Annotated in this window: 28 protein-coding genes and 1 tRNA gene; 14 read left to right on the forward strand and 15 right to left on the reverse strand. The window is 68.7% G+C overall.

The genetic code is table 11. The features are described 5' to 3' along the window. The first annotated feature begins 95 nt into the window (after positions 1–95). From FZ983_RS07135 to FZ983_RS07155, 5 genes are all read left to right on the forward strand, one after another. The gene (locus FZ983_RS07135; RefSeq protein WP_149222863.1) at positions 96–1,136 is read left to right on the forward strand and encodes an ABC transporter substrate-binding protein; all 1,041 of its coding nucleotides are present in this window, start codon (positions 96–98) and stop codon (positions 1,134–1,136) included. Positions 1,137–1,166: 30 nt separating this feature from the next. Then, positions 1,167–1,919, forward strand: coding sequence for an ABC transporter permease (locus FZ983_RS07140; protein ID WP_149223075.1), 753 nt, complete (start codon positions 1,167–1,169; stop codon positions 1,917–1,919). After that, a complete protein-coding gene (locus FZ983_RS07145) occupies positions 1,907–2,674 on the forward strand; it encodes an ABC transporter ATP-binding protein (protein ID WP_149222864.1) in 768 nt (255 codons plus the stop codon). The genes FZ983_RS07140 and FZ983_RS07145 overlap by 13 nt, the downstream gene beginning before the upstream one ends. A gap of 238 nt (positions 2,675–2,912) precedes the next feature. Continuing rightward, on the forward strand, positions 2,913–3,914 hold the full coding sequence (locus FZ983_RS07150; protein ID WP_149222865.1) for an AraC family transcriptional regulator: 1,002 nt from the start codon (positions 2,913–2,915) through the stop codon (positions 3,912–3,914). A gap of 119 nt (positions 3,915–4,033) precedes the next feature. Then, entirely contained in the window at positions 4,034–4,849 is an 816-nt protein-coding gene (locus FZ983_RS07155; RefSeq protein WP_149222866.1) for an AraC family transcriptional regulator, read from the forward strand. 5 nt (positions 4,850–4,854) lie between these two features. On the opposite strand, the gene FZ983_RS07160 is transcribed toward FZ983_RS07155, so the two are convergent. From FZ983_RS07160 to pobA, 4 genes are all read right to left on the reverse strand, one after another. Next, positions 4,855–5,445, reverse strand: a complete 591-nt coding sequence (locus tag FZ983_RS07160) for a LysE family translocator (protein WP_211102874.1) — start codon at positions 5,443–5,445, stop codon at positions 4,855–4,857. Between the two features lie 9 nt (positions 5,446–5,454). Then, the gene (locus FZ983_RS07165) at positions 5,455–5,865 is read right to left on the reverse strand and encodes a DUF2000 domain-containing protein (RefSeq protein ID WP_149222867.1); all 411 of its coding nucleotides are present in this window, start codon (positions 5,863–5,865) and stop codon (positions 5,455–5,457) included. A gap of 106 nt (positions 5,866–5,971) precedes the next feature. Next, complete coding sequence (locus FZ983_RS07170; protein WP_149222868.1) at positions 5,972–6,328, reverse strand: Lin0512 family protein; 357 nt, start codon at positions 6,326–6,328, stop codon at positions 5,972–5,974. A 250-nt stretch (positions 6,329–6,578) separates the two neighbouring features. Beyond that, positions 6,579–7,778, reverse strand: coding sequence for a 4-hydroxybenzoate 3-monooxygenase (pobA, locus tag FZ983_RS07175; protein WP_149222869.1), 1,200 nt, complete (start codon positions 7,776–7,778; stop codon positions 6,579–6,581). Positions 7,779–7,938: 160 nt separating this feature from the next. On the opposite strand from pobA, the gene FZ983_RS07180 reads away from it, so the two are divergent. The 3 genes from FZ983_RS07180 (at position 7,939) to FZ983_RS07190 (ending at position 10,720) form a co-directional block, all read left to right on the forward strand. Then, complete coding sequence (locus tag FZ983_RS07180) at positions 7,939–8,934, forward strand: helix-turn-helix domain-containing protein (protein WP_149222870.1); 996 nt, start codon at positions 7,939–7,941, stop codon at positions 8,932–8,934. Positions 8,935–8,990: 56 nt separating this feature from the next. Then, a complete protein-coding gene (gene cysE, locus FZ983_RS07185; protein WP_348771041.1) occupies positions 8,991–9,827 on the forward strand; it encodes a serine O-acetyltransferase in 837 nt (278 codons plus the stop codon). Positions 9,828–9,931: 104 nt separating this feature from the next. Beyond that, complete coding sequence (locus FZ983_RS07190; protein ID WP_247883638.1) at positions 9,932–10,720, forward strand: DUF3750 domain-containing protein; 789 nt, start codon at positions 9,932–9,934, stop codon at positions 10,718–10,720. A 106-nt stretch (positions 10,721–10,826) separates the two neighbouring features. On the opposite strand, the gene FZ983_RS07195 is transcribed toward FZ983_RS07190, so the two are convergent. From FZ983_RS07195 to FZ983_RS07225, 7 genes are all read right to left on the reverse strand, one after another. Then, positions 10,827–10,902, reverse strand: a tRNA-Phe gene (locus FZ983_RS07195). 117 nt (positions 10,903–11,019) lie between these two features. Then, positions 11,020–11,202, reverse strand: coding sequence for a DNA gyrase inhibitor YacG (yacG, locus tag FZ983_RS07200; protein WP_247883667.1), 183 nt, complete (start codon positions 11,200–11,202; stop codon positions 11,020–11,022). 111 nt (positions 11,203–11,313) lie between these two features. Then, entirely contained in the window at positions 11,314–12,552 is a 1,239-nt protein-coding gene (locus FZ983_RS07205) for a ribonuclease E/G (protein ID WP_149222873.1), read from the reverse strand. Beyond that, complete coding sequence (locus tag FZ983_RS07210) at positions 12,549–13,178, reverse strand: Maf family nucleotide pyrophosphatase (protein WP_149222874.1); 630 nt, start codon at positions 13,176–13,178, stop codon at positions 12,549–12,551. The genes FZ983_RS07205 and FZ983_RS07210 overlap by 4 nt, the downstream gene beginning before the upstream one ends. Before the next feature lie 25 nt (positions 13,179–13,203). Continuing rightward, entirely contained in the window at positions 13,204–13,422 is a 219-nt protein-coding gene (gene infA, locus FZ983_RS07215; protein ID WP_012977999.1) for a translation initiation factor IF-1, read from the reverse strand. Positions 13,423–13,591: 169 nt separating this feature from the next. After that, positions 13,592–14,746 carry a lytic transglycosylase domain-containing protein gene (locus FZ983_RS07220; RefSeq protein WP_149222875.1) on the reverse strand — a complete coding sequence of 385 codons (1,155 nt, stop codon included), beginning with the start codon at positions 14,744–14,746 and terminating at the stop codon, positions 13,592–13,594. A 112-nt stretch (positions 14,747–14,858) separates the two neighbouring features. Then, positions 14,859–17,267 carry a hybrid sensor histidine kinase/response regulator gene (locus tag FZ983_RS07225; protein ID WP_149222876.1) on the reverse strand — a complete coding sequence of 803 codons (2,409 nt, stop codon included), beginning with the start codon at positions 17,265–17,267 and terminating at the stop codon, positions 14,859–14,861. A 277-nt stretch (positions 17,268–17,544) separates the two neighbouring features. Between FZ983_RS07225 and FZ983_RS07230 the strand changes: the two genes are divergently transcribed. Then, positions 17,545–18,738, forward strand: a complete 1,194-nt coding sequence (locus tag FZ983_RS07230; protein WP_247883639.1) for a PepSY-associated TM helix domain-containing protein — start codon at positions 17,545–17,547, stop codon at positions 18,736–18,738. Here the strand turns inward: FZ983_RS07230 and FZ983_RS07235 are convergent. Genes FZ983_RS07235 through hisG form a run of 4 tightly spaced genes read right to left on the reverse strand, consistent with a single transcriptional unit; the run spans position 18,735 to position 21,711 of the window. Beyond that, a complete protein-coding gene (locus FZ983_RS07235; protein WP_149222877.1) occupies positions 18,735–19,202 on the reverse strand; it encodes a low molecular weight phosphatase family protein in 468 nt (155 codons plus the stop codon). The two genes, FZ983_RS07230 and FZ983_RS07235, sit on opposite strands and share 4 nt — an antisense overlap. Positions 19,203–19,224: 22 nt before the next feature. Then, a complete protein-coding gene (locus tag FZ983_RS07240) occupies positions 19,225–19,710 on the reverse strand; it encodes a UPF0262 family protein (RefSeq protein ID WP_149222878.1) in 486 nt (161 codons plus the stop codon). 35 nt (positions 19,711–19,745) lie between these two features. Beyond that, positions 19,746–21,050 carry a histidinol dehydrogenase gene (hisD, locus tag FZ983_RS07245; RefSeq protein WP_149222879.1) on the reverse strand — a complete coding sequence of 435 codons (1,305 nt, stop codon included), beginning with the start codon at positions 21,048–21,050 and terminating at the stop codon, positions 19,746–19,748. Next, positions 21,034–21,711 carry an ATP phosphoribosyltransferase gene (hisG, locus tag FZ983_RS07250; protein WP_149223079.1) on the reverse strand — a complete coding sequence of 226 codons (678 nt, stop codon included), beginning with the start codon at positions 21,709–21,711 and terminating at the stop codon, positions 21,034–21,036. The genes hisD and hisG overlap by 17 nt, the downstream gene beginning before the upstream one ends. A gap of 306 nt (positions 21,712–22,017) precedes the next feature. On the opposite strand from hisG, the gene FZ983_RS07255 reads away from it, so the two are divergent. The 5 genes from FZ983_RS07255 (at position 22,018) to FZ983_RS07275 (ending at position 26,497) form a co-directional block, all read left to right on the forward strand. Further along, positions 22,018–23,274, forward strand: a complete 1,257-nt coding sequence (locus FZ983_RS07255) for a hypothetical protein (RefSeq protein WP_149222880.1) — start codon at positions 22,018–22,020, stop codon at positions 23,272–23,274. Positions 23,275–23,727: 453 nt separating this feature from the next. Beyond that, positions 23,728–23,928 carry a hypothetical protein gene (locus FZ983_RS07260; protein ID WP_149222881.1) on the forward strand — a complete coding sequence of 67 codons (201 nt, stop codon included), beginning with the start codon at positions 23,728–23,730 and terminating at the stop codon, positions 23,926–23,928. Between the two features lie 46 nt (positions 23,929–23,974). Further along, entirely contained in the window at positions 23,975–24,754 is a 780-nt protein-coding gene (locus FZ983_RS07265) for a MetQ/NlpA family ABC transporter substrate-binding protein (RefSeq protein WP_098736073.1), read from the forward strand. 44 nt (positions 24,755–24,798) lie between these two features. After that, complete coding sequence (locus FZ983_RS07270) at positions 24,799–25,851, forward strand: methionine ABC transporter ATP-binding protein (protein ID WP_149222882.1); 1,053 nt, start codon at positions 24,799–24,801, stop codon at positions 25,849–25,851. Continuing rightward, complete coding sequence (locus tag FZ983_RS07275) at positions 25,829–26,497, forward strand: methionine ABC transporter permease (protein WP_149222883.1); 669 nt, start codon at positions 25,829–25,831, stop codon at positions 26,495–26,497. The genes FZ983_RS07270 and FZ983_RS07275 overlap by 23 nt, the downstream gene beginning before the upstream one ends. Positions 26,498–26,517 lie beyond the last annotated feature (20 nt).

Below are 26,517 nucleotides of genomic sequence, written 5' to 3' on the forward strand. Positions count from 1 at the left end.
ATAGCCAATTCCCGTGCATCGATGTGTGAAAATCACTCTTCCTCTGACGCGCAATCGTGCTAAATAGCATCGGAACCCCAGTCGAGGATGATCCGATGCTCCGCCTGACCCGCCGCTCCACCCTTGCCGCCCTGGTCGCCCTCGCCTCGGCCGCCGCATCGGCCGTCGCCGTCATGCCCGGCACCGCGCGCGCCGCCGACCCGGTGAAGCTGGAGATCGGCTACATCCCGATCCTGGCCGCCTCGCCGCTGTTCATCGTCGACGGGCAGGGCTGGGCTAAGGAGGCGGGCATCCAGCTGAAGCTGACCCGCTTCGAATCCGGCCCGCACGCCATCCAGGCGATGGCCGCCGGCCAGATCGACCTGCTCTATGCCGGCGTCGCCCCGGTTCTGGTCGCCCGCACCAAGGGCGCCGACATCTCGGTCATTGCCAACTCGGCGGTGGAGGAGATGGTGGTGGCCGCGCGCGGTCCCTTCGCCAAGGCAATCGGCGCCAATCCGACCGCCGAGTCCTTCAAGAAGTTCGCCGCCGACACCGGCCGCAAGCCGAAGATCGGCACCCAGCCGCCGGGCTCGGTTCCCGACACCGTGCTGAAGCACTGGCTGTTCAAGGTGGTGAAGGTCGATCCGGCCGATGTCGAACTGGTGCCGATGGGCATCGAGAAGACGCAGCAGGCCCTGCTGGCCGGCGCGCTCGACGCCGCCACCATCCGCGAGCCGACGGTGACCGTCACCCAGCAGATGGACCCGAACGTCGCCCTGCTCGCCACCGGCGCCCAGATGTTCCCGGACCAGCCCGGCACCGTGGTCGCCGCCCGCGCGGAGGTGCTGAAGAAGAACCCCGATGCCATCAAGGCGTTGGTCAAGGCCCACATCCGCGCCGTCGACATGATCGCCAAGGATCCGGCCGCCTCGGCGACGCTGGTGAACAACTATCTCGGCAAGGGCCTGATGGAACCGGCGACGCTGGAAGCGGCCTTCAAGGGCCCCGGCTCCAAGTTCGTCGCCGATCCCCATTCGGTCGTGCCCGCGGTGGAGAAGATGATGGCCTTCACCAAGGAGATCGGGTCGGCCAGCGAGACCATTCCCGTGGCCGAGGCCTTCGACTTCAGCTTCTACGACGCCGTCGCCAAGTAAGCCGGCGCGCCCGGGAAAATCGGAATGCCGATGAAGACCTATAACAAGATCGCCCTCTCGGCGCTGGGCGTCGTCGTCTTCCTGCTGGCGTGGGAAGCGGTGGCGCGCAGCGGCGTGGTGCCGGCCCGGCTGCTGCCGTCGCCGAGCGCGGTGCCCGCCGCCTTTCTGACCGAGTTCAAGAGCGGCACCTGGCAGGCGATGGTGATGGCCAGCCTGTCGCATTATCTGGTCGGGCTGTCGCTGGGCACCTTCCTCGGCGTGTCCTTCGGCACGGCGGCGGCGCTGTGGGGCAAGTGGGACGCCTTCCAGGCCTGGGTCGTGCGCATGCTGCGCCCGATCCCGGCCATCGCCTGGATCCCCTTCGCCATCATCTGGTTCGGCGTCAGTGAGGCGGCGGCGTCCTTCCTGATCGCGCTGACGGTGTTCTGGATCAACTACTACGCCAGCTACGCCGCGGTGCGCGGGGTGGACAAGGACCTGATCGAGCTGGGCTATGCCTTCGGCCAGGGCGGGCTGATCCCGCGGCTGTTCAAGATTATCCTGCCCGGCGCCCTTCCGGGCATCCTGTCGGGCCTGCGCGCCGGGCTGGGGCAGGGCTGGATGACGGTGGTCGCGGCCGAGCTGTTCGGCATCTCCGGCCTCGGCATGCGGATGATGGAGGCGTCGGGACTGCTGGCGACCCACATCGTCGTGCTCTACATGGTCACCATCGCGCTGCTCTACGGCGTGTCGGATTTCCTGTTCATGCAAGTTCAGTCGCGGGTGCTCTCATGGCAGCGGTGACCCTCTCGAAGACCACCGCCGCGTCGGTCATCGACCTGGAGGACGTGTCCATCGGTTACGGCAGCGACGCGCCGCCGGTGCTGGTCGACGTCAACCTGTCGGTCGAGCGCGGCAGCTTCGTCGCCATCGTCGGCCCGTCGGGCGTCGGCAAGTCCACGCTGCTGCGCGTCGTCGCCGGTCTGCACACCGCGCGCAGCGGCGGCGTCACCATCCACCAGGACAAGCGTCCCGGCCACCGCCCGGTCGGGCTGGTGTTCCAGGACTCCCGTCTGCTGCCCTGGCGCCGGGTGATCCGCAATGTGGAGTTCGGGCTGGAGGGCCTGCCGGTCAGCCGCGACGAGCGGCGTCAACGGGCGGAGGCCGCGCTGAAGCTGGTCCGGCTCGACGGCTATGCCCGCCGCTGGCCCTACGAGTTGTCGGGCGGCCAGCGCCAGCGCATCGGCATCGCCCGCGCCATGGCGGTGGACCCGGACATCCTGCTGATGGACGAGCCCTTCGGCGCGCTGGACGCCATCACCCGCCACAACCTTCAGGACGAGTTGCGCCGCATCCATCAGGAGACCGGCAAGACCGTGCTGTTCGTCACCCACGACCTCGAAGAGGCGGTGCATCTGGCCGACCGCATCATCGTGCTGGGCGGCACCCCGGCGCGGGTGGTGCGCGACGTGCGCAACAGCGCCGGCCGCGACGGCTCGGTGTTCCGCGATCAGGTGGAGCAGCTGCGGTCGGAGATCGCCGACAATTACAGCATCTGACCGGAGCAGGCCGGCGGATGCCCCCTCGCACGTGCCTCGCTGGGGGCATTGGCCGCTCCCGGTCCCGGATGGTAAGTCTATCGTACAATTTCCTATGCGAACGGTCTCTGGCAGCCTGAAGTCGGCATGATGTTTGCTGCGTTGCGGCAAACCGGCTGCGAGGGGCTGCGTCATGGGACCGCACCGACCGTCTTTTGGGCACACCGCCGACCAGCTTGGCGGAGGGCGCACAGGAACTGTGCAGCACAACATCCTGGCCGCCGCGGCCTGCGGGGTGTCCGGCTTCATCGCCGCGCAGGGCGGCTGTCCCGACCGGGTGTTCCACCGCGCGGGCGTGGAGGAGCGGGCGCTCGGCGAGCCGACGCTGGCGCTCGACCTCCGTGCCTATGTGGCGATGATGGAGGTGGCGGCGGCGGAGACCGGCAACGACAATTTCGGCCTGGTGTTCGGCCGTCAGTTCCAGCCGGAGATGCTGGGGCTGATCGGTTCCATCGCGCTGGCCGCTCCGACGCTGGGCGCGGCGTTGGACCATCTCGCCCGGCTGTTCCCGTTCCACCAGCAGGCGACCGAGACCCGCTTCGTCCGCGAGGGCGAGTTGCTGCGGCTGGAATACCGCATCCTCGACGGCTGCATCGTCGAGCGGCGGCAGGATGCCGAACTGACCATGGGCATGTTCGCCAACGTCGTGCGCGCCTGCCTCGGCCCGCAGTGGATGCCGGAAGAGGTGCATTTCGAGCATCCCAAGCCGGAGGGCTGGCGCCAGCATGAGGCGCTGTTCGACGCGCCCGCCCATTTCGGCCAGCGCACCAATGCCATCCTGCTGCGCGACCGCCATCTCGAATGCCGCATGCCCGGCGGCGACATGGCGCGGCTGACCGGGCTGTGCGGCACGCTGATCGACATCGCCCGCGGCACCGGCACGCCGCCGCTGCTCGACCGCGTGAAGGCGGAGGTGCGGGCGCGGCTGCCGGAAGGTCCGCCCTATGTCGAGGACATCGCCGACCGGCTGGGCATCGCCCGCTGGACCCTTCAGCGCCGGCTGGCCGACGAGGGGCTGAGCTTCTCCGATCTGGTGGAGGGGGTGCGGCGCGATCTGGCCGCGGTCTACATCCGCCAGCGCCATGTTCCCATCGCCGACATCGGCGCGCTGCTGGGCTATTCGGAGGTCAGCGCCTTCAGCCGGGCCTTCCGCCGCTGGTTTGGCGTGTCGCCGGCGAGGATGCGCGAAGGGCGGGGCTGACCGGACCGGCCGGCCTCCGCATCCTGACCCTTGCCGATGGCGGACGCGATCCGGCTGTCATAAGATCGGCGTCAGGACATTTCCCAAGCGGAACAGACCCTGGGCGGGACAGGCCGGATATGGCGCGCGCATCGACGAACCTTCACCGCTTCTGGCGTGACCCGGCGCTTCCGCACCTGGAGGCGCGGAGCATCGAGGACGGGCACGGGGTCTGCTATGGCTGGCACAGCCACCCGAGCTTCTCCATCGGGCTGGTGAGCGGCGGGGTCAGCGAATTCCGCATCGGCAGCGACTGCCATCGCGTTTCCGCCGGCACCATCGTGCTGATGAACCCGGACGAGGCGCATGTCTGCAATCCGCTCGACGGGCAGTCCTGGTCCTACCGCATGCTGTATGCCGATGCGGCATGGTTGGCGGCGGTGGAGGGGGAGGAGCGGTTCCGGCCCTTCGCCCCGGCGGTGAGCCACGACCCGGAACTGGCCGGCCGGCTGGGTCGGCTGTTCGGGCTGCTGTTCGATCCGACCACCGGCAGCGCCGGGACCGAGGAGGCGGTGCGGTCCTTCTTCGCCGGTCTGCGGCGGGCGCTGGGCGTAACGCCTGCCGATGTGGCGAACGGCGGCGAGCATGCGGCGCTGGAACTGGCGGCCGACTTCATCTCCGCCCACTGCACCCAGCCCTTGCGGCTGGCCGACATCGCCGCGGTTTGCGGATTGTCGCCGTCCTATCTGGTGCGGTCCTTCAAGGCGCGCTACGGGCTGACCCCGCACGCCTACCAGATCAACCGCCGCATCCAGTTCGGCAAGCGCGAGTTGCAGCGCGGCCGGCCGATCGTGGAGGTCGCGCTGGACGCCGGCTTCGCCGACCAGGCCCATTTCCAGCGCGCCTTCAAGCGGCATGTCGCCGCCACCCCGGGCCAGTACATGCGCCGCGACTGACGGGCTCAGGCGGCGAAGCCGATGTGGATGGCGCTCGCCGCAAGCAGGACGGCCATGGCACGGTTGAACAGCCGTATCCGCCGCTCGTCTGCCAGCAGATGGCGCAGCCGGGCACCGGCATAGGCCCAGCTGCCGACGGACAGGGTGCAGATGATGAAATACAGCGCGGCGAAAACCCAGAGCCGGGCCGGATCGTCTCCGGCATAGGCGCCGACGCCGGCCAGCGCGGCAACCCAGGCTTTCGGGTTCAGCCACTGCATGGCGGCGCCCTGCAGCAGGGAAGGGGCGGGCGGCTGCTCCCCCGCCGCGACCTTCCCGTCGCTCCACCACAGCGCCCAGCCCATCCACAGCAGGAAGGCCATGCCCGCCCAGCGGGTGAGCGTGACGGCGGCGGGCCAGCCGTGCAGCAACTCCGCCAGCCCGAGCCCGGCCAACAGCAGCAGCAGGACGAAGCCCAGGGTTGCCCCGGCGACGTGGGGCAGGGTGGCGCGCAGGCCGTGTGCCACCCCGCTGGACAGCGCCACCACATTGACCGGGCCGGGAGAGATCGACGCGGCCAGCGCAAAGCCGGCCATCGACAGGTAGAGCGTCATCATCGTCCCGCCCTATTTCAGCAGCGGCAGAGAGCCGGTCAGCGAGCGGACCAGAGCCGCCGGGCCATGCAGGCAGAGGCCGAGATAGCGCAACTCCTCCTGCCGGGTGGCGGCGAGGCGCCGGCTGTAGTCATCGTAGCTCTTGGCGCGCTGGGCGACGTCGGTCATGCCGATCGCGCGGAGCCCGTCGGCTTCCCGTTCCACCGCCAGCCGGCGCAGGGCGCGCAAGCCCTCGGCATCGGAAACCAGGATCGGCATGACGATGGTGGTGATGCCGGGATGGCCGATGCCGTCGGCATCGCGCAGGTCGCAGCCCACCAGTTCGGGTCGCTCCTTCCCCAGCGTCATCGACAGGGCGGCGGCGGTGTTGGCGATCAGCCCCGGCGGCAGGGCACGGTCGATGATGAAGGCGCAGCGTGTCACGTCCGGCTTTCCTTTGTTGAACCAAGGTCAGGCCGGTGGACTGTCGCGGGTCGTGCGGGGGCCGGTATTGAAGGAAATTACCCCCGGCCGGGGAGGGGCCGGCCGCTCAGAGGCCGACCTCGATCGCCGCGTTGACGACGTAGATCTGCTCGTTGCGGTCGTTCTTGTCCGCCAGGAAAATGCCGCTGGGCGCCAGCATGCCGCCGCTGGTGACGTGGATGGTGACGGCGCCATAGGGGAAGACGGCCTTCACCGCTTCGTGGTTCAGCCGGTCGGCGTCGGCCGGGACGGCAAGGTGGACCCGCACCTGCATTTTGCTGGTGTCGCCATCCACCAGGGCGCGCATGCCGGGCATGGAGTTGCGCTCTATGGCGTTGCGCACGGCGCGGACGGCGGCCTTGGTCACGTCCTGGCCGTGCAGGTCCACCCCCATGCCGAGTTCCACGAACATCACCTGCTTCATCGCGTCGGGCTTTCCTGTCGGTGTTGGGTGAGGGGGGATGATGGCGCGCGGGCGTGGGGATGGCCAGGGGTGGGGGTAGGATTTTCGGGGGGTGGAAGGGGTGGGTTTGCCCCCTCCCTAACCCTCCCCCGCTTTGCGGGAGAGGGAACTCCGCCGCGCTGGCGCTCAACTCCCTCTCCCGCGACCGGACCGGCCTTCGGCCGGCCGAGAGCGGAGGAGGGTCGGGGAGGGAGCAGCAGCAGCTCCCCTCTCATTCCATCGGCAGCCCCACGTAATTCTCCGCCAGCGCCGTCATCGCGGCGCGGGAGTGGACGAGATAGTCCAGTTCCGCCAGATGCACGCGCTGCTCGAAGGGCGACTCGTGTTCGTTCCGGTGCAGCATGGTGGTCATGTACCAGGAGAAGCGCTCCGCCTTCCAGATGCGGCGCAGGCAGGTGGCGCTGTAGCGGTCCAGCGCGTCCGTGCTGCCGGACTTGTAATAGGCGGTCATGGCGCGGGACAGGACTGCTACGTCGGCGACTGCCAAGTTCAGGCCCTTGGCGCCGGTGGGCGGCACGATGTGGGCGGCGTCGCCGGCGATGAACAGGCGGCCGTGCTGCATGGGATCGCAGACGAAGCTGCGCATGGCGATGATGCCCTTCTGGAAGATCGGTCCCTCCGTCAGGGTCCAGCCGCTCTCGTCCTCCAGCCGGCGGTGCAGTTCCGACCAGATGCGGTCGTCGGACCAGTTGGCGATGTCGTCCTTCGGATCGACCTGGATGTAGAGCCGCTGCACCTCCGGCGAGCGGGTGCTGAGCAGGGCGAAGCCGCGCTCGTGGTTGGCGTAGATCAGCTCGGGGTGCGATGGCGGCGCCTCCGTCAGGATGCCGAGCCAGCCGAAGGGATAGACGATCTGGTATTCGGTGCGCGCGGCGGCGGGGATCGCCTGCCGGCTCGGCCCGTGGAAGCCGTCGCAGCCGGCGACGAAATCGCAGTGCAGCTCCTCTGCCGTGGCGTCGGGGCCATGGCGGAACCGGATGCGCGGCGCCTTGCCGTCGAGGTGGAGGAACTGCACGTCGGACACGCCGAACAGGATGCTGCCGCCATCCTCCAGCCGGGCGGCGACGAGGTCGCGGATCACCTCGTGCTGGGCATAGACGGTGACGCGCTTGCCGCCGGTCAGCTCCGCCATGTCGATGTGGTGGCTCTGCCGGTCGAAGCGCAGGGTGATGCCGGAATGGAAATGGCACTCGCGCATCATGCGGTCGCCCAGGCCCATGTCGTTCATCAGGTCGACCACCCACTGCTCCAGCACGCCGGCGCGGATGGTGCCCTCGATCTCCTCGCGGCTGCGATGCTCCAGGATCACCGACTCGATGCCCTGGCGGTGCAGCAGATGGGACAGGAACAGGCCGGCCGGGCCGGCGCCGACGATGGCGACCTGTGTACGGGTCGATCCGGTGGTCTGCATGTCTCTCGCCCTCTTCGGGAAGCGGGTTCGGCGCGTTTTTGCAGATTGTTGTGCGCACCAATTATTAGCACTCATGCTATTCTTGGAGGCGGAGGGCCGGACATGGACGAACCGGCGAAAGGCTTGTACTTTTCATCGTCAGGCCGCCGGAGCCCGTGCGATGTCCGCCCAGCATGCCCACAGCGCCAAACCCATTCCCCGCTATTGGCTCTACGGCGAACCGCCGGCCATCCCGGAGCTGCGCTTCGTCCATATCGAGACGATCCCGGAACGGATGCGCTTGTACAATTGGGAGGTCCGCCCCCATCGCCACGACGGGCTGAGTCACGCGCTGCTGGTCACTGGCGGCGGCGGGCGGCTCACTGCCGATGGGGTGGACACCGCCTTTCGCGCCCCCGCCCTCATCGTCGTCCCGGCGCAGGTGGTGCACGGCTTCCGTTTCGATCCCGGTACCGACGGTCATGTGCTGACCATGTCGGAGGGCTTCCTGGCCGGCGTGCTTGCCGCCGCGCCGGAGGCGGAGCTGCGCGACGCCCCGCCCCTGCCGCTGGCCTGGGATTTGAGCGAGGGATCGGACGAGGCGGCGGTGCTCTCCCATGCTTTCGCCGCCATCCGGCGGGAATTCCGCGCCCACCATGTCGGCCGGGCCAGCGCGATTGCCGCCCATGTGATGCTGCTGCTGGTCGCCGTGGCGCGGTTGAGGGACGGCCGGCGCGACGATGGGGCCCGCGACGGGCAGGGGCAGTCACCCGACGTCCGGCTGCTCGCCCGGCTGCGGCCGATGATCGACGAGCGGTTCAATCGGCATTGGCCGGTGGAGCGCTATGCGGCGGCGCTGGGCGTCACGCCCGGCCGGCTGAACGCCGCCTGCCGTCGCGTCACCGGCCTGTCGACCCTGCAGCTGGTCCATGCCCGGCTGATGCTGGAAGCCCGGCGGTCGCTGATCTACACCAGCCACGGCATGGCGGAGATCGGCTATGCCCTGGGCTTCGAGGATCCGGCCTATTTCTCCCGCTTCTTCACCAAGCGCGAGGGGCGGTCGCCGCAGGCCTTCCGGCGGGCACACGCCAAGGACGGGGGTGGGTCCAACGGCACAGCGGGAGGCAGCCTTGACGGCAACGGCCTTGACCGGACCGGGGGCCTCTCACCACAGTAGCATCCTTCGGATTTGGTGGGGCGACCAGGCACGCTCTGCGGGAAGGGGTGATGGCGATGGACAACCTAGACGTGACGATGCGGGAGGCGGCGGAGTCGGTCGAACAGTCGCTGTGGCGCCGCCTGCGCGCCGATGCCGCCCGCGTTGCGGAGGAGGAAAGCGGCCTCGCCCCCTTCCTGTATGACGCGGTGCTGGCGCGCGACGGCTTCGGCCCGGCCCTGGCGGCGCTGCTGGTGCGCAAGCTGGCCGACCGCGCCATGCCGGAAGACCGGCTTGCCGCCGTGGTGCGCGACGCCATGGAGTCCGACCCGGCCATCGTCGATGCCGCCGCCGCCGACCTCGCCGCCATCCTGGCGCGCGACCCGGCCGCCGACGGTTGCCTGACACCCTTCCTCTATTTCAAGGGCTTCCACGCCCTGCAATGGCACCGCGTCGCCAACTGGCTGTGGAAGCGCCAGCGCCATGACCTCGCCCATTTCCTGCAGAGCCGCGTGTCGGAAGCCTTCGCCGTCGACATCCACCCCGCGGTTCCGGTCGGGCGCGGCGTCTTCATCGACCACGGCACCGGCGTGGTGATCGGCGAGACCGCGGTGATCGGCAACGACGTGTCGATCCTGCAGAACGTCACGCTGGGCGGCACCGGCAAGGAACATGGCGACCGTCACCCCAAGGTCCGCGACGGCGTGCTGCTGTCGGCCGGGGCCAAGGTGCTGGGCAACATCACCGTCGGCGCCCATGCCAAGGTCGGCGCCGGCAGCGTCGTGCTGAAGGACGTGCCCGGCTGCGCCACCGTGGCCGGCGTGCCCGCCAGGGTCGTCGGCTGGTGCCGCGACGAGCCGGCCCCGGCACTCACCATGGACCAGAGCCTGCAGCAAGGCGATTACAGCATCTGACCGACCTGCGGCCCGAGCCGGCCGTGTTCCATGCCCCGTTCTTTGCACTGTCTCTCCGCTGTCACCGGAAATCCGTTGTCCGGGTGACTACATGGAAGATGGGCGTGGAGCGCGCGCGAGGGCAGGGCGTGAGGGTCGTGAAGGTGCTGCTGGTATTTCTGTTGACGCTGGTCCTGCTGCTCGCCGGACCGGCCTTTCTGATTGCGTCCGGAACCGTATCGACGGTGGTCGACTGGAGCCGCATCGACCGCAGCCCGGTGGGCCTCGCCCCCGACGCGGCGACGACGCCGGAGGCGGTGGTGCAGGTCTATGCCGCGCGCGTTCTGTCCTGGCGCGGCGCCTTCGGCGTGCATCCCTGGTTCGCTGTGAAGCCGGCCGGCGCCCGCAGCTACACCGTTTATGAGGTGATCGGCTGGCGCGCCTACCGCGGCCTGCCGGTGGTGGCCGTCAGCAACCGCGATCCCGACGGCCGCTGGTTCGGCGCCCAGCCCGCGCTGCTGACGGAACTGCGAGGCGCCGCCGCCGAAGCCGCGATTCCCAAGATCGCCGCTGCAGCCGCCAGCTATCCCTATGCCGGCGAGTACCGCGTCTGGCCCGGTCCCAACAGCAACACCTTCGCCGCCTGGGTCGGCCGTGCCGTACCGGAACTGCGGCTCGACCTGCCGTCCACCGCGCTGGGCAAGGATTATCTGGGCCGCGGCCTGATCGCCCGCGCGCCGAGCGGCACCGGCTGGCAGGTCAGCCTGTTCGGCGTCGCCGGCCTGCTGCTGGCGCTGGAGGAGGGGCTGGAGATCAACCTGCTGGGCCTGACCATCGGCGTCGACCCGCTGGACCTTGCAGTGAAACTGCCGGGACTTGGGCGGGTGGGGTGGTTCGATTCAAAGCCACTCTGAGGGGCGCTTTGAAAACGAGCGGAAGACTTTGGTACGAAGGGGAAAAAGTACGGTCAGTTGGTTTGACCGGTATACACCATCCTGACCTTGAACTTCGAAGGGAGGATGGTGCCCAGGGACGGAGTCGAACCGCCGACACGGGGATTTTCAGTCCCCTGCTCTACCAACTGAGCTACCTGGGCATCTCGGCGCCGCTTGGTGAGTGACCGTTTCGGTCGGTGCGGCGCGTCGTGTGGGGCGCTTTTTAGAGAGGTTCGGACGGGCTGTCCAGAGAAAAATTCGAAAAAATTTCGGCTCCCTTACGGCTCGTCGTCAGGGTCGGAATCGCAGGTCGGAACCGGGGCTTCGGGGCCTGGAATCCGGTAGCCTTCGCCCAGCCAGCGCGACAGGTCGATGTCGGCACAGCGCTTGGAACAGAAGGGGCGGGTGGCCGGTTCGGTCGGGCGGCCGCAGATCGGGCACTGGGTGCCTTTCTCGCCGATGGGCCCCGCCTTGGCGCCAGCGTGGGGCTGCGCATGGGAATGGGGGCGCTGCTGGGCGCCGGGAAATTGGGAGTCGGACAAGGGGAGGCCTCCGTAACGGACTGTAAGCGGCTAGGGACGCAGCAGAGCGGCCAGCGGCGTGCCGCGGCGGGCACGGGTCAGCTCGACCAGGCCCAGCTTCGACATGCCATACACTTGGGTCTGCACCGGGTCGCTTTCCACCGCATGCGACAGGGCGGCCAGCACGCGCTCGGCATCGCCGCGGCCGCGCATGTTGACGAAATCCACCACCACGATGCCGCCGACATTGCGCAGGCGAAGCTGGCGGGCGATCTCCGCCGCGGCGTCGATGTTGACGTCCACCGGGTTGCCGCGCTCCCCGGCATTGACGTCCACCACCGTCAGTGCCTCCGTCCGCTCGATCACCAGCGAACCGCCGAGCGGCAGCGGCACCCGGATGTCCAAAAGCTCCGCAATCGCAGAGTCGAGGTCGCGCAGGTCGAACAGGCGCTGGGAGGCCCGGTGGGCGGTCAGGCGCGGCAGCAGGTCGGGGGCGTGGCGGTCGCACCAGCCGCGCAAGCCCAACAGCAGTGGCCCTTCACCGACGGCGATGCCGCCGGACGGGGCCGGGTCATCGACAATGATGGTGTCGGGTGCCGCGGCTCCCTGCTCGATCAGGGCGCGGGTGGGGGCGTCGGGGCCGGGATGAAGCAGGCGGGGAGCGGAACCGGCGCGGGCGTCGTCGCGGATGGCGCGCCATTGCAGGTGCAGGGCCTCCGATTCGGCGGTCAGCAGGTCGTCGGACACCTGGGCGGCCCCGGCGCGGACGATCCAGCCGGCGCCGGTGACCAGCCCCTCGATGCGGCGGGCGAGCGCCGCGCGCTCCGGGCCGCTGCCCAGGCGCTTCGACACCGCGATGTCGCGGCCGAGCGGCGCATGCACCAGGAAGCGGCCGGGCAGGGTGATGTCCATCGTCAGCGACGGCCCCTTGGCCCCCGCAGCGTCTGCCTTCACCTGCACCACCACCGGCTGGCCGGTGCGAAGCAGCGCGCCGATGGCGGACGGCTTCGACCCCGGACGGGGATGGGAGCGTGATGGGGAGGAGTCGTCGTCGAGAACCGGACGGCGCACGTCGGCGGCCGGCAGCAGGCCGGACAGGCCACCGCCAAGATCGATGAAGGCGCCGTTCAGGCCGGTGGCGATCCGCTCCACCCGTCCGAGGATGACGGCGCCCAGCAGCGACGGGCGGTCAGCATGGTCGATTTGCAGGTCGGTCAGGCGGCCATCGGCCAGCACCGCCGCCCGCGTCAGCGGACCGTCGCGGTCGACCAGCAGCTCAAGCCGGCTCATTGTTCAGGCGGGGCAGGGGGAGCGGGCGGGAAGCCGGCGCCGTGCAGCATGCCGGCGACCTCGTGGAGCGATAGCCCGACGACATTGCTGTAGGAGCCGCCGATCCAGCGCACCAGCGCACCCGCCCGGCCCTGGATGGCATAGCCGCCGGCCTTGCCCTTCCATTCGCCGGACGCGATGTAGGCGTCGGTTTCCGTCCGGTCGAGCACCTTGAAGGTGACGTCGGTGCGGACCAGCCGGTCGATCCTGCGGTGGCCCTCTCCGCTTGCGTCGGGGACCAGCAGGACGATGCCGCCCAGCACACGGTGCCGCCGGCCGGACAGCAGGGACAGGCAGCGCCGCGCCTCCTCCTCCCGTTCGGCCTTGGGCAGGATGCGGCGACCGCAGGCGACCACGGTGTCGGCGGCGAGAATCCACGAATCGGGGTGGCGCGCAGCGACGCACGACGCCTTCTCCGCCGCCAGACGCAGGGCGTGCTGGGGCGGGAGTTCGTCGCGCAGCGGCGCTTCGTCGAGATCGGCGGGATCGACCGCGTCGGGCACGATGCCGATCTGGCGCAAAAGGTCGAGCCGGCGGGGCGAGGCCGAAGCCAGAACCAGCCGGGGCGCCTTGGACGGGATCGTCACGGGGAACCGCGATGCAGCAAGGATGCTACTTGAACCGGAAGGTGATGCGGCCCTTGGTCAGGTCGTACGGCGTCATTTCCACATTGACGCGGTCGCCGGCCAGGACGCGAATCCGGTTCTTACGCATCTTGCCCGAGGTGTGCGCGAGAACCTCGTGATCGTTGTCGAGCTTCACCCGGAACATCGCGTTCGGAAGCAATTCGACGACGGTCCCGGAAAACTCGATCAGATCTTCCTTTGCCATAGGCCCTTATGTCCGTCCTAATAGTTTCGCGGCAATAACTGACCTTCCAAAGCCGCCGGGTCAAGTGGGATTCCCACTGCCGATGCGTTCGGCCGCAGCCCAGCCGCGCGGGTCAGCCCCGCGTTGCGGGTCGGGCAGCCCTCCGGCACCGCTTCCGCTGGCCCTTCGGTCAGACCGACTGATGGGGGTTGAGCGGCGATGCGCTGCCTTCTTCCAGGCGGCGCGGCCGTTCCAGCGCTTGGCCTATGGCCGCGAACATCTCGCGCTGGTCGATCTCCATGCGCCGCGTCAGGCGGCTCACGGTTTCCGCCGCGGTCAGGGCGCGGCCGCTGGACCGGTCGTGAAACAGGTTGTGATTCGCCTTCGCGGCACTGGGCAGCAGGTCGGCGGCGATGGCGCCGGGAGTCGATTCGGCGGCGCGGATCAGCTTCGCCGCCCCGCCGGAGCCCAGAACATAGGCCATGCGGCTCTCCGATTCGCTGGCCCGGCGGCCCAGCCGCTTCTCCAGCGCGTCGCGCCCTTCGGCCAGATAGCGGGCGGCCATGCCGGCCGACAGGTCGACATCGTGGCGCAGCTCCAGGATCTGGCGGCGGATCGCCGGGTCCTTGACGCTGGACACGCCGTTGCGGACCTGGATGTGTGAGGCGAGTTCACCTTGCCCATAGGCGGCGCCATGGCGGCGGAACAGGTCGAGCCAGGTGGAGTCCAGGAATTGGAACGGCCCGGCGGCGGAGCTGCGGCTGTTCTTCGCCGCGCTGTCCAGGCCGCTTTCCTGCGTCGCCTGGGCAAGGATGGCGGTGAAGCTGTGGCCGGACAGGCCGGCGACCTGCTGCGAGGCGACCAGCACCCGCGCAGCGGTCGGATTGTCGGAGGTCACCGCCTCCACGGCGTCCGCGACCTTGGCGGAGCTTGGCACTGGCGCGGGAACCGCCGGTTTCAGTCCCGGCAGTGGGGCGCGCGGCGGCGCCGCCTCGGGCGCCGGGGCGGTGTCGGCCAGCAGGACGGGGGCCGCGGGCTTGGCGGCAGGCACCGGCACGGTCGTGCCGTCGGCCAGCCGGATGGGTGTCACCGGCTTCGCCGCAGGAAGGGGAACCTGGGTGCCATCCGCCAGCACGACCGGGGCCGCCGGCTTGCCCAGGGGCAGGGGCGGCGTCTTATGGCCGTTGGCGAACCGGCCGACCGGAACGCTCCCCGAACGGCCTTGCGTGGTCTGGACCAGCGAGTCGCGGAAGGACGGCGCGGCGCCGGCACCATCGGCCGGCGGCGGAAAGGCGTCGGGCTTGCGCTCCGGAACGGGGGCGAGAGGGGTCTGCGCAACCTTCATGGCACACACTTCGCTGCAGGCCGGCAGAGCCTGCCGGGGTCGAGGCCCGCCCGGCCGCGCATCGCGAGCGTGAGCGAGGCCGGGACGGTGCAGGCACTATAACACCGACTCGTCAGCTGTGTGCGATCAACTGCGGGCGCTGGGCATCGGGACCGTCCCCATCCCGCCCATGGCCGAAATCGCCGCCGCCGGACGTGCCGGCGGCCCTGTCGCCGGCGCTGTCGTTGTGGCCGTCATCGGGGCGGGCCCAGCGGCCGACGGCAGCCAGAAGCTTCGACTTCTCCAGCGGCTTGGCCAGATGCGCGTTCATGCCCGCCTGCAGGCAGCGCTCGACCTCCACCTGCATCACGCCGGCGGTCAGGGCCAGGATCGGGATCCTGCCGACCGGAGCGGGCAGGGCGCGGATGCGGCGGGTGGCCTCCAACCCGTCCATAACCGGCATCTGCACGTCCATCAGCACGATGTCGTAGGTCTGTTCCTGCACGGCGGCGACGGCGGCGGCGCCGTCAACCACGGCGTCGACATGATGCCCCGCCTTGGTCAGCATGGTCATCGCAAGATCGCGGTTCATCGCCAGATCCTCGGCCAGCAGGATGCGCACGCCGGGACTGCCCGGCTCGATGCTGGAGACGGCGGTGCTGTCGGGCTGGACCGCGGCGCTGCCGGCGGACAGCAGCGGCAGAGAGAACCAGAAGGTGCTGCCGGCGCCCACCTTGCTGTCCATGCCGATCTCGCCGCCCATCAGTTCCACCAGCCGGCGGCAGATGGCAAGGCCCAGCCCGGTGCCGCCGCGCCCGCGCTCCAGCTGGGTGAAGCGTTGGAACAGGTCGCGCTGGCGGTCGGCGGCGATGCCGATCCCGGTATCCGTGACGGTGAAGGTGCAGATGCGGTTCCCGCCCGGCCGGCCCCCGGACCTGCTGCCCCCCAGACTGCTGCCGTCATCCTCCACCGCCTTCACCGTCAGCCGGACGGACCCGCGGTCGGTGAATTTCACCGCGTTGCCCAGCAGGTTCAGCAGGATCTGGCGCAGCCGGTCGGGATCGCCCATGACGAAGCCGCGGGCGGTGGCGGAGATGGTTGTCTGAATCTCCAGCCCCTTCTGTTCGGCGGCAAGCCTGACGATGGCGACGCAGCGGTCGGCCAGATCGTCCAGCCGGAACGGCACGCTGACCAGATCGAGCCGCCCGGCCTCCAGCTTCGACAGGTCGAGCACGTCGTTGATGACGGTCAGCAGCGACCGGCCGGCATCGCGCACCTGCGAGGCATAGCGGCGCTGTTCGGTCGTCAGCGGCGTTTCCAGCAACATTTCCGCGAATCCGATCACGCCGTTCATCGGCGTGCGGATCTCGTGGCTCATGGTGGCGAGGAATTCTTCCTTGGCGCGGCTGCCGGCCCGCGCCTCCTCCATGGCGGAGCGCAGTTCCTGTTCGCGCTGCTTCAGGCGGCGCGACATGTTGTTGAAGGCGTGGGAGACGACGCGGAATTCGTGCGGGGCACGGTCGGCCTCGATCATGGTGCCGCCGCCGCCGTCGCCGATGCGGGTGGCCGCACTTCCCAGTTCCCACACCCAACGCAGGACGGAGGCGCGCAGCAGCACCCACAGCGCGATGACGCTGACCAGCCCGGCGACGGCGAGCAGGCCCAGGCTTTGCCACAGGTCGCGCCGCGCCTCCGCGATGATCGGGGCGGTCGGCATACCGACGGCGAAGACGGTGTCGGTCTCGCTGGAATGGCGGAAGGCCCACAGCCGGCCGCGGCCGTCGGCGCTTTCGGAATCGAAGGCGCCGTTGCGTTCGCGCAGCATGTGCTGGACATGCTGCATGTGGAAGACGTTGCGATTCAGCCAGCCTTCCGGGTCCGGCTGGCGGGCCACGATCACGCCGTGACGGTCCAGAACCATGACGCGGGCGTCCGGCTGCTTCAGCACCTTCACCAGATCCGTCAGCCAGGTGAGGTCGACCGCCACGCCGATCACGCGGACGATCCGTCCATTCTCCATGATCGGGCCGGCGACGATGATCAGCGGCTTCAGCGAGCGCTTGCCGATGATGAAGTCGCTGACCACCCAGTTCTTCGTGTCGAGGACGCGCTGGAAATACTCGCGTTCGCGCAGCGAGATGCCGGCACCGGGGCCGGTGGTGTCGCAGATGATGTTGCCGTCGGCATCGGTCAGCCAGACGCCGGTGGTCCAGCGGTGCTGGCGCGGCATCGGCGACAGGGTGGCGACGCAGGCATCGGTATCGGTCGGCGTCGCGTCACGGATCGCCGGAACCAGCGACAGCACGCCGAGCAGGTTGCGCGCCTCCCCGATCAGGTCGCGCTGGCGCTCCACCCCGTCGTCGGCGAGGTGCAGGGCCAGTTCGCGCGCCGCATCGATGCGGTCGTCGAGCTGCTGGTCTGCCAGGTAGAGCGCGCCCGCCAGCGGCAACGCCAGCGACGCCAGCACGACGCCCATCAGGCGTGCGCGCAGGCTGCGCGGACTGAAGGCGCGGAAAAGGCGGGGCAGCAGACCGGCGGGCATGGATCAGGGGCTCTCCGCGGGAATGGGCGTCGACACACCCGAGCCTAGGCCGGCACGCAGTGCGTTGCGATGACACAGCTCAATAGCATTGCGCGGGACGCTATGGGAACAGGCTCCAACGCAAAAAGTTGCAAAATGCCAAAATTATTACCGACCATGCCGTGTGTCCGTGCGGCGGCATTTGACGGCCGTCAAGGCCGGCCGGCAGGGCTTCCGGGATGGTTCGCCCACTGCACCGCTCATCCTTGCGCCGATCATCCGTCAGGAGACCCGCCCGATGCACACCCACAGCGACTGCGCCATGACCCCGGCGAGAGCGGCCGGCCGAGCTTCCGGCATGGCAAGACAGCGGATCCGACGGATCGTGCTGACCCTGCACCTGTCGCTGGGGCTCGTGGTCGGAGGGCTGCTGGCCCTGACCGCGCTGACGGGCAGTCTGCTGGTCTTCTACGTCGACATCGACCGCATGCTGACGCCGGAACTGGTGGTTCCGGCCGGGCAAAGGGATGGGCGGATGGACCCGGTGCCGCTCGACCGGGTGGTTCAGGCGTTGCGCGAGGCCCATCCGCAAAGGGCCGGCGGCTGGCGGCTGGAGCTTCCCCACGGGCCCGACCATCCGATCATGGCGCGCTACATGAAGCCGGAGGAGACGGCGGGGAAGTCCTTCGCCCCGCTGATGGTGGCGGTGAACCCCTACAGCGGGGAGGTGCTGTCCTCCCGCTTCTGGGGGCGTACCGCCATGACATGGACCTACGATCTGCATTACCTGCTGCTGGCCGGCGACAGCGGCCGGATGGTGCTGGCGGCGGGCGGCATCGCCAGCCTGCTGATCCTGGCCAGCGGGGTTTATCTGTGGTGGCCGGCCACCGGGAAATGGGGGCGGGCCCTGCTGCCCCGCATCCGCTCCGGCTTCGTCCGGCAGGTGTTCGACATCCATGTGCTGGCGGGCGTCTACGGCCTCGTCGTCCTGCTGCCGCTGATCGTCACCGGGGTGGTCATGGAACAGCCGGACTGGGTGAAGCCGATGGTCGAGAGGCTGTCGCCGCTGACCCCGGCGCCCGCCGTCGCGCCGGTGAAAGCAGGGACGGAGGTGGGGGCGGACGCCGCCCTGGCCGCGGCGCTCGCCCGCTTCCCGCAGGCCGAGCCGCGCTGGGTCGAGGTGCCGGCGCAAGCGGGCGGCGCCTACCACATCCGCCTGTTCCAGGCCGGCGAGCCCGGCTGGCGCTTTCCGAAGACCAGCGTCTGGGTGGACGGCGGCGGCACGATCCTGGACCTGCGCGACCCCACCCGCTGGACCTTCGGCGACGCCTTCTTCGGCTGGCAGCATCCGCTGCACAACGGCGAATGCTTCGGCCTGTGCTGCCGCATCCTGGTGGCGGTGGCCGGCCTGCTGCCCGCGCTGCTTCTGGTCACCGGGGTGGTGCGCTGGCGGCAGAAGAAACGGCCGCGGCCGGTGGCGGCGCGGCGCTAGACGGTCGGTCCGCGGGTCAGCGGGAAGCGCTGCTTGACCTTGGCCAGCAGTCCGTCGCGGACCTGCCGGTAGGCTTCCAGCATGGCGTCGCGGGTGCCGTCGACCAGGGTGGGGTCGAAGGTGTTCCAGAACTCCACGTCGCAGGCCATGGTGCGCGTCATCTCGATGGCGCGGTGCTGGGCCTCGGGTGACAGCGAGACGATCAGGTCGAAATTGGTGTCTTCCAGATCCTCGAAGGTGCGGCAGCGGTGCTTGGACAGGTCGATGCCGATCTCCTCCATCACCGCGACGGCGAAGGGATCGACCTCGTCGCCCTCGCGGACGCCGACCGAATCCACATAGACGCGCGTGCCGTGGTAATGGCGCATCATCGCCGCCGCCATCGGCGAACGGATCATGTTGTAGGTGCAGGCGAACAAGACGCTCGTCACCGGCAGGGGGGTGAGGACCGGGGTCGCCGCCATGGCCTTGCGCCGCCCGTGCCCGTCAGCCGCGAATGTGCAGGACGCAGATCAGCGTGAACAGCCGGCGCGCGGTCTGCAGGTCCATCTCCACCTTGCCGGCCAGCCGTTCGCGCAGCATCTCGGACCCCTCGTTGTGCAGGCCGCGGCGGCCCATGTCGATGGCTTCGATCTGCGAGGGCGTCGACCGCTTGATGGCGGCGTAGTAGCTCTCGCAGATCAGGAAGTAATCGCGGACGATCGACCGGAAGCCGGTGATCGGAAGCATCAGCCGGTCGAGTTCGCTGTTGTCCTCGCGCCGGATGTCGAAGACCAGCCGGTTGTCCTCGATCGACAGGTGCAGATGGTACGGCCCGTCCTCCGCGAACTCGCAGGGACAGAACTCGTTGTCCTCCAGCAGGTCGAAGATGGCGACGGCACGCTCATGCTCCACCTCGGGCTTGTGGCGGACGACACTCCGCTCGTCGAGCGTCACATGGGTGATGCGCCGCTTGCTTTTCGCCGTCGTCACGCCCCGCCTCCCCCGCAATCCCGGATTTATCGCCTTTAGTCTTTGTAACCCGGCAGCCGCTGCGCGACCGAGCGCGCATGCGCCTCCAGCCCCTCGGCCATCGCCAGCGTCACCGCCGCCGGGCCGATGGCCCTGAGGCTGTCGGCGTCGCAGGCGACGAAGGTCGTCCGCTTCATGAAGTCCAGCACGTTGAGGCCGGAGGAGAAGCGGGCGCTGCGCGCCGTCGGCAGCACATGGTTGGGGCCTGCGACATAATCGCCGATGGCCTCCGGCGTATAACGGCCGAGGAAGATGGCGCCGGCATTGCGGATCTTCGCCGCCAGCGCGTCCGGACCCTCGACGGCCAGTTCCAGATGCTCCGGCGCCAGCCGGTCGACCAGGGCCGGCGCGTCGGCCGTCAGGTCGCCGACCAGGACGATGGCGCCATGCTCGCGCCAGCTTTCGCCGGCGATTGCCGTGCGCGGCAGCGTCTCCAGATGCCTGTCGACCGCCGCCGCGACCGCGTCGGCGAAGGCGGCATCGTCGGTGATCAGGATCGACTGGGCCGAGGTGTCGTGTTCGGCCTGCGACAGCAGGTCCATGGCGATCCAGGCCGGATCGTTGCGGCCATCGGCCACCACCAGGATTTCCGACGGGCCGGCGATGCTGTCGATGCCGACGAGGCCGTAGACCTGACGCTTGGCGGCGGCGACAAAGGCGTTGCCGGGGCCGACGATCTTGTCGACCGGCCGGATCGTCGCCGTGCCGTGGGCCAGCGCCGCAACCGCCTGGGCGCCGCCGATGCGGTAGATCTCGTCGATGCCGCAGCGCTTGGCGGCGGCCAGCACCAGCGGGTTGATCGCCCCGTCCGGCGTCGGCACCACCATGACGACGCGCTCGACACCCGCCACCTTGGCCGGCAGGGCGTTCATCAGCACCGAGGACGGGTAGGAGGCGGTGCCGCCCGGCACATAGAGGCCGACGGCGCCGACCGGCGTCCAGCGCGCGCCCAGCCGTACCCCGGCGGCGTCGCGATAGTCGGTGACCTCCGGGATCTGGCGGCGGTGGAACTCCTCGATCCGCGCGGCGGCGAGGTCCAGCGCCTCCAGCGTGTCGGCGGAGCATTTGGCCGTGGCGGCGTCGATCTCGTCCTGGCCGATGCGCAGGGTGTCGGCCGTCAGGGTCTGGCGGTCCCAACGGGCGGTGTAGTCGATCAGGGCGTCGTCGCCGCGCGTGCGGACCTGATCGATGACACCGGCGACAAGCGTCTGGACATCCTCGCTTGCCTCGCGCTTGGCGTGCAGCAGCGCCTCGAACCCGGCGGCGAATTCCGCGTCGCGAATATCAAGCCTGACGGGCATTCACCGCCTCCCGGAACTTGTCGATCCACTGAGAAATCTCGGCCGTCCGCGTCTTGAAGGCAGCGCGGTTGACGATCAGGCGCGAGGTGACGTCGGCGATATGCTCCACCTCCACCAGCCCGTTGGCCTTCAGCGTCGACCCGGTGGAGACCAGATCGACGATGCGGCGGCACAGGCCCAGTGTCGGGGCCAGTTCCATCGCGCCGTTCAGCTTGACGCATTCGGCCTGGACGCCGCGGGCGGCGAAATGGCGCTTCGTCACCTCCGGATATTTGGTGGCGACGCGCACATGGCTCCACCGCGACGGATCGTCGCCCTCCATCATCTCCACCGGCTCGGCGACCGACAGGCGGCAGGCGCCGATGCCGAGGTCGAGCGGCGCGTAGATCTCCGGATAGTCGAATTCCATCAGCACGTCGTTGCCCGCCACGCCCAGATGGGCGGCGCCGAAGGCGACGAAGGTCGCCACGTCGAAGGACCGGACGCGGATGATGCTGAGGTTCGGCACATTGGTGGCGAAGCGCAGGAGCCGGCTCTTGTCGTCGTCGAAGGCCGGCTCCGGATGGATGCCGGCATGGGACAGCAGCGGGCGCAGCTCCTTCAGGATGCGGCCCTTGGGCAGGGCCAGCACCAGTTGGTCATCGACCGGTGCGGCCGTCATCGCTGCGGCAGTCACCCCTTGGGCGCTGGGATCGGCGGACAAAACACTCTCCTCGCATCGCTCGCCGGGGCAGTGTGCAGGCCCCGGATGAACCATCGACGCGATAGATAGCACATTCCGCGCGCCCGTCACCTGTCGCTGTGGCGCCTCGCATCGTCAGCGCGGCCCGGTAGCCGCCGGCGGCTGCGGCACGACGGCGGCAGGTTGCCGGTGTGTGGTTACAATTTGACTCAGAAAATCCATCCATGGGGGTATCTGAAGAACTTATACAATTTTCGTCCATTCACTTTAAGGAACATCAGAACAATGATTGCGTCGCTTCATCCCATTTCCCGCGGCGCCGGCCGGCCGGCCATTCTGACGGCCCTCGCCCTCGCGCTTTCCGCCGCCCCCATGGCCGCCATTGCCGCCTCGTCCACGTCCTCCGGCAGTTGCACCTATCCGCAGAGCGGTTCGGTGTCGCTGGCGCTCAGTTCGGGCGCATCGTCGGTTCTGAACGGGTACATGATCGACATCGCGGTGCTCGACGCGAACAACGCGGCATCGGCCGGCACCCAGCCGGTGATGGTCGACACCGGCTCCACCGGCCTTGCCCTGCCGTCCGGCAAGGTTCCGGCCAGCGTCTGGAACGCCTCCACCCAGACGACCCAGATCGCCTATTCCAGCTCCGGCAATTACTACGCCGGCAAGAACGTCAAGGCGGCGATCGCCCTGCCGCTGAGCGGCGGCGGCTATACCAACACCGCGCCGGTCGACATCATCGCCACCAGCTGCCATTGCCAGGTGACCTCGGTCGCGCCGACCAGCACCGCCACGGTCGATCCGAACAACTGCGCCAGCTATGAAGGCACTGCCCCGGTCGGTGGCAAGGCCGGAACCAGCCTGGCGAACTGCGCCAAGGTCAGCGACGGCTTCGGCATGATCGGCGTCGGCTTCGACCGCGGCCAGTCGCCGACCACCGCCAACAACCCCTTCCTGAACGTGCCGGCCGCGGCGCATTCCGGCTATGTCTTCACCCAGCAGGGCATCGCCATCGGCCTGACCCAGGCGAACACCAGCGGGTTCCAGACGGTTCAGCTGACCCAGCTGTCGCCGCAGCCGACGACCGGCGGCACGGTGTGGAACGGGGCAACCACCTGCATCACGCTGAAGGATTCGAAGGGAACCGCGTTGGGTGCCCCGCTCTGCGGCAGCACTCTGGTGGATACCGGCCTGGACTACATGTTCATGGCCTTTGCCGACAGCGCCCGGCCGGCAGGCTCCGTGGACAATGTCACCGTGAACGTGCCCCAGCCCGGCGGCGGAACCAAGCCGGTGAGCGAGACCATCGTTACCCCCGGCCTGACCATGGAACTGACCGTGGCGGGCACCACGCTGAACCCGACCCTGACCGCACAGCTGAATCCGCCGAAGGTGGTGCTGCCGCTCGACCAGTCCCAGGCGACCTGGATCGAGCCGAGCAACGGCAACTTCATCAACACCGGCCGGCATTGGCTGAGCAAGGTCGACTATCTGTTCGACCAGTCCTGCGGCCTGATCGGCTTCAAGCAGATCGCGCAGTAACCGGCACCGTCCAGGCGCGGCGGTCCCAAAGGTCGCCGCGCATTTTCTCAATAATAAATGTGAAATGTGGGAAACTACACAATCTGTGAAAAATTCGGGTTGACCCAATACCGATTCACGGGATAGAGATTATCCATCGGACGCCCCGCCGGGGCATCCCGCGGCAATTTGACTTCTGCAGCTTGCGCCGCGTCACCAAACGCTAAAGCGCCACGATACCGGTCGTGGACCTCTTCAAGAAGGAGAGACCGGAATGACCTCGCGAGTTTCCGCACCCCCATCCGTGCTTCGGACCGCTTTTCCGGCCTGCATGATGCGACAGGGCCTGTGTTGCTGCTGATCCCGCAGCCTCAAGACACAGAGCCCATTCCGCACATCCGCCAGTCCTGAACACAGCCGCGCCGCCGCCCCGCCATGCCGAGGGCCAGCCGCGCGACAGGGGAGAATCTCGCCATGTCCCACGCCAGCGCCTACGCCATCGAAGTCCAGGGCCGGTCCGCCGGAATCGTCGTCGCCGAGCGCGGCGGCTTCACCTTCTTCGTGTCCGATTGGGCTTTCCGCGATCTCGACCGCCGCGTCTTCCGCAATGTCGGACAGGCCCAGCGCGCCGCCCACCAGCATTACAGCCGGCTGCCGGACACCCGCCGCCGCTGAGCCCGCATCAAGAAACCTGCCGCCCAAAATCCTGAGGAAAGACTCGATGAAGCGCATCCTGATGTCGGTGGCCGTCGCCGCCGGCCTGCTGACCGCCGCGACCTCCGCCTTCGCCGCTCCGCTGAAGCTGGGCGTGTCGGCCGGCCCCTACGGTGAAATTCTCGAATTCACCGCCAAGCTGGCCGCCAAGGAGGGCATCGAGGCCCAGGTGATCGAATTCACCGACTGGAACATGCCGAACGCGGCGCTCCAGGCCGGCGACATCGACGCCAACAACTTCCAGCACCAGCCCTTCCTCGACAACCAGGTGAAGCAGCGCGGCTACGACATCGTCTCCGTCGCCAAGAGCGTCGTGGTGCCGATGGGCGTCTACAGCAGCAAGGTGAAGGCGCTGGCCGACCTGAAGCCGGGCGCGTCGGTGTCGATCCCCAACGACCCCACCAACGGCGCCCGCGCCCTGTTCCTGCTGGCCAAGGCCGGCGTGATCGGGCTGAAGGAGGGCGCCGGCCTGAACACCACCATCGCCGATGTCGTGAATCCGAAGGGCATCAAGCTGGTGGAACTGGACGCCGCCCAGCTTCCGCGTTCGCTCGACGACGTGGATGCGTCGGTCATCACCCTCAACTATGCCGTGCTGGCCGGGCTGGAGCCGAAGAAGGCGCTGGTGCTGGAGGATGACCAGTCGAAGTGGAACCTGGTCTGGGCGGTCCGCAAGGATCGCATGGAAGACCCGACGATCAAGCGCTTCATTGCGCTGTATCGTTCGCCCGAAGTGCGGCAGTTTATCGAAACGCGCTTCAACGGTTCCATCATTCCGACTTGGTGAGGGGGCTGGGGGGACGCTGGACGTCCCCTTTTGCCGAATAAAAGATGATAACGCTAACAAACATTCGCAAGACTTACGCCGCCCGCGGCGGCGGGGCTCCGGTCCACGCGCTGGCCGACATCGACCTGACCATCGGACGCGGCGAGGTCTTCGGGATCATCGGCCGGTCGGGTGCCGGCAAGTCCACCCTGCTGCGGACGGTCAACTTGCTGGAAAGCCCGACCTCGGGCAGCGTCACGGTCGACGGGGTGGAGATGACCACCCTGTCGGCGGCGGAACTGCGGCAGGCCCGCCATTCCATCGGCATGATCTTCCAGCATTTCAACCTGCTGTCCTCGCGCACCGTCTTCGACAATGTGGCGCTGCCGCTGGAACTGGCCGGCATGGCCAAGGCGGAGATCGGCCGGACGGTGGAGCCGCTGCTCGACCTCGTCGGGCTGGCCGACAAGCGCAACCGCTACCCGGCGGAGCTGTCGGGCGGGCAGAAGCAGCGCGTCGGCATCGCCCGCGCGCTGGCCAGCAAGCCGAAGGTGCTGCTGTCGGACGAGGCGACCTCGGCGCTCGACCCGGAGACGACGACGCAGATCCTGCATCTGCTGGGCGACATCAACCGCCGGCTCGGCCTGACCATCGTGCTGATTACCCACGAGATCGCCGTGATCAAGGAGATCTGCCACAAGGTGGCGGTGATGGAAGGCGGCCGGGTGATCGAGCAGGGACCGGTCTTCGACATCTTCGCCCATCCCAGGCATCCGACCACCCGCAGCTTCGTCGATCCCGTCATCAACCGCGGGATTCCCGACAGCCTGCGCGACCGGCTGGCGCCCCAGCCCGGCTTGGGGAGCAACCCGGTGCTGCGCATCACCTTCACCGGCGAGAAGGCGACCACCCCGGTCATCAGCGCCATCAGCCGGCAGCTGAACCTGGACCTGAACATCTGGCACGGCCAGATCGACGAGATTCAGGGCGCGCCCTTCGGCACGCTGGTGGTGGAGGCGCTGGGCGACACCGCCAAGGTCGAAGCCGCCATCGCGCTGGTGAAAGAGAACAATCTGGGCGTCGAGGTGTTGGGCCATGCTCTCCCCGCAAATCATTGACCTGCTGATCAAGGGGCTGATCGACACGCTGCACATGGTGGCGGTGTCGGGCGCCATCGGGACGCTGATCGGGCTGCCCATCGGCGTGATGCTGGCCGTCACCGGCCGGGGCGAGTTGCTGCAGAACTTCGCCTTCAACAAGGTGATGGGGGCGGTGGTGAACATGACCCGCTCCACCCCCTTCATCATCCTGGTGGTGGCGATCATCCCCTTCACCCGGCTGATCGCCGGCACCTCCATCGGCACCAACGCCGCCATCGTGCCGCTGACCGTCGCCGCCGCCCCCTTCATCGCCCGCGTGGTGGAGAATGCGGTGCGCGAGGTCGACCGCGGTCTGGTCGAGGCGGCGCAGGCGATGGGCGCCACGCCCTTCCAGATCATCCGCAAGGTGCTGCTGCCGGAAGCGCTGCCGGGCATCGTCGCCGGCCTGACCCTGTCGGCGGTCAGCCTGATCGGCTATTCCGCCATGGTCGGCGCCGTCGGCGGCGGCGGCCTGGGCGACCTCGGCATCCGCTACGGCTACCAGCGCTTCCTGCCGGAGGTGATGCTGGCGGTGGTGGTCGTGCTGATCGTGCTGGTGCAGATCGTTCAATCGACGGGCGACCTGATCGCCCGCCGCGTCAACAAGCGTAACCTGAAATCCTGACCTAAAAATCCGAGGAGTGT

It is taken from the genome of Azospirillum sp. B21, assembly GCF_008364825.1.
Classification (GTDB): Bacteria; Pseudomonadota; Alphaproteobacteria; order Azospirillales; family Azospirillaceae; genus Azospirillum.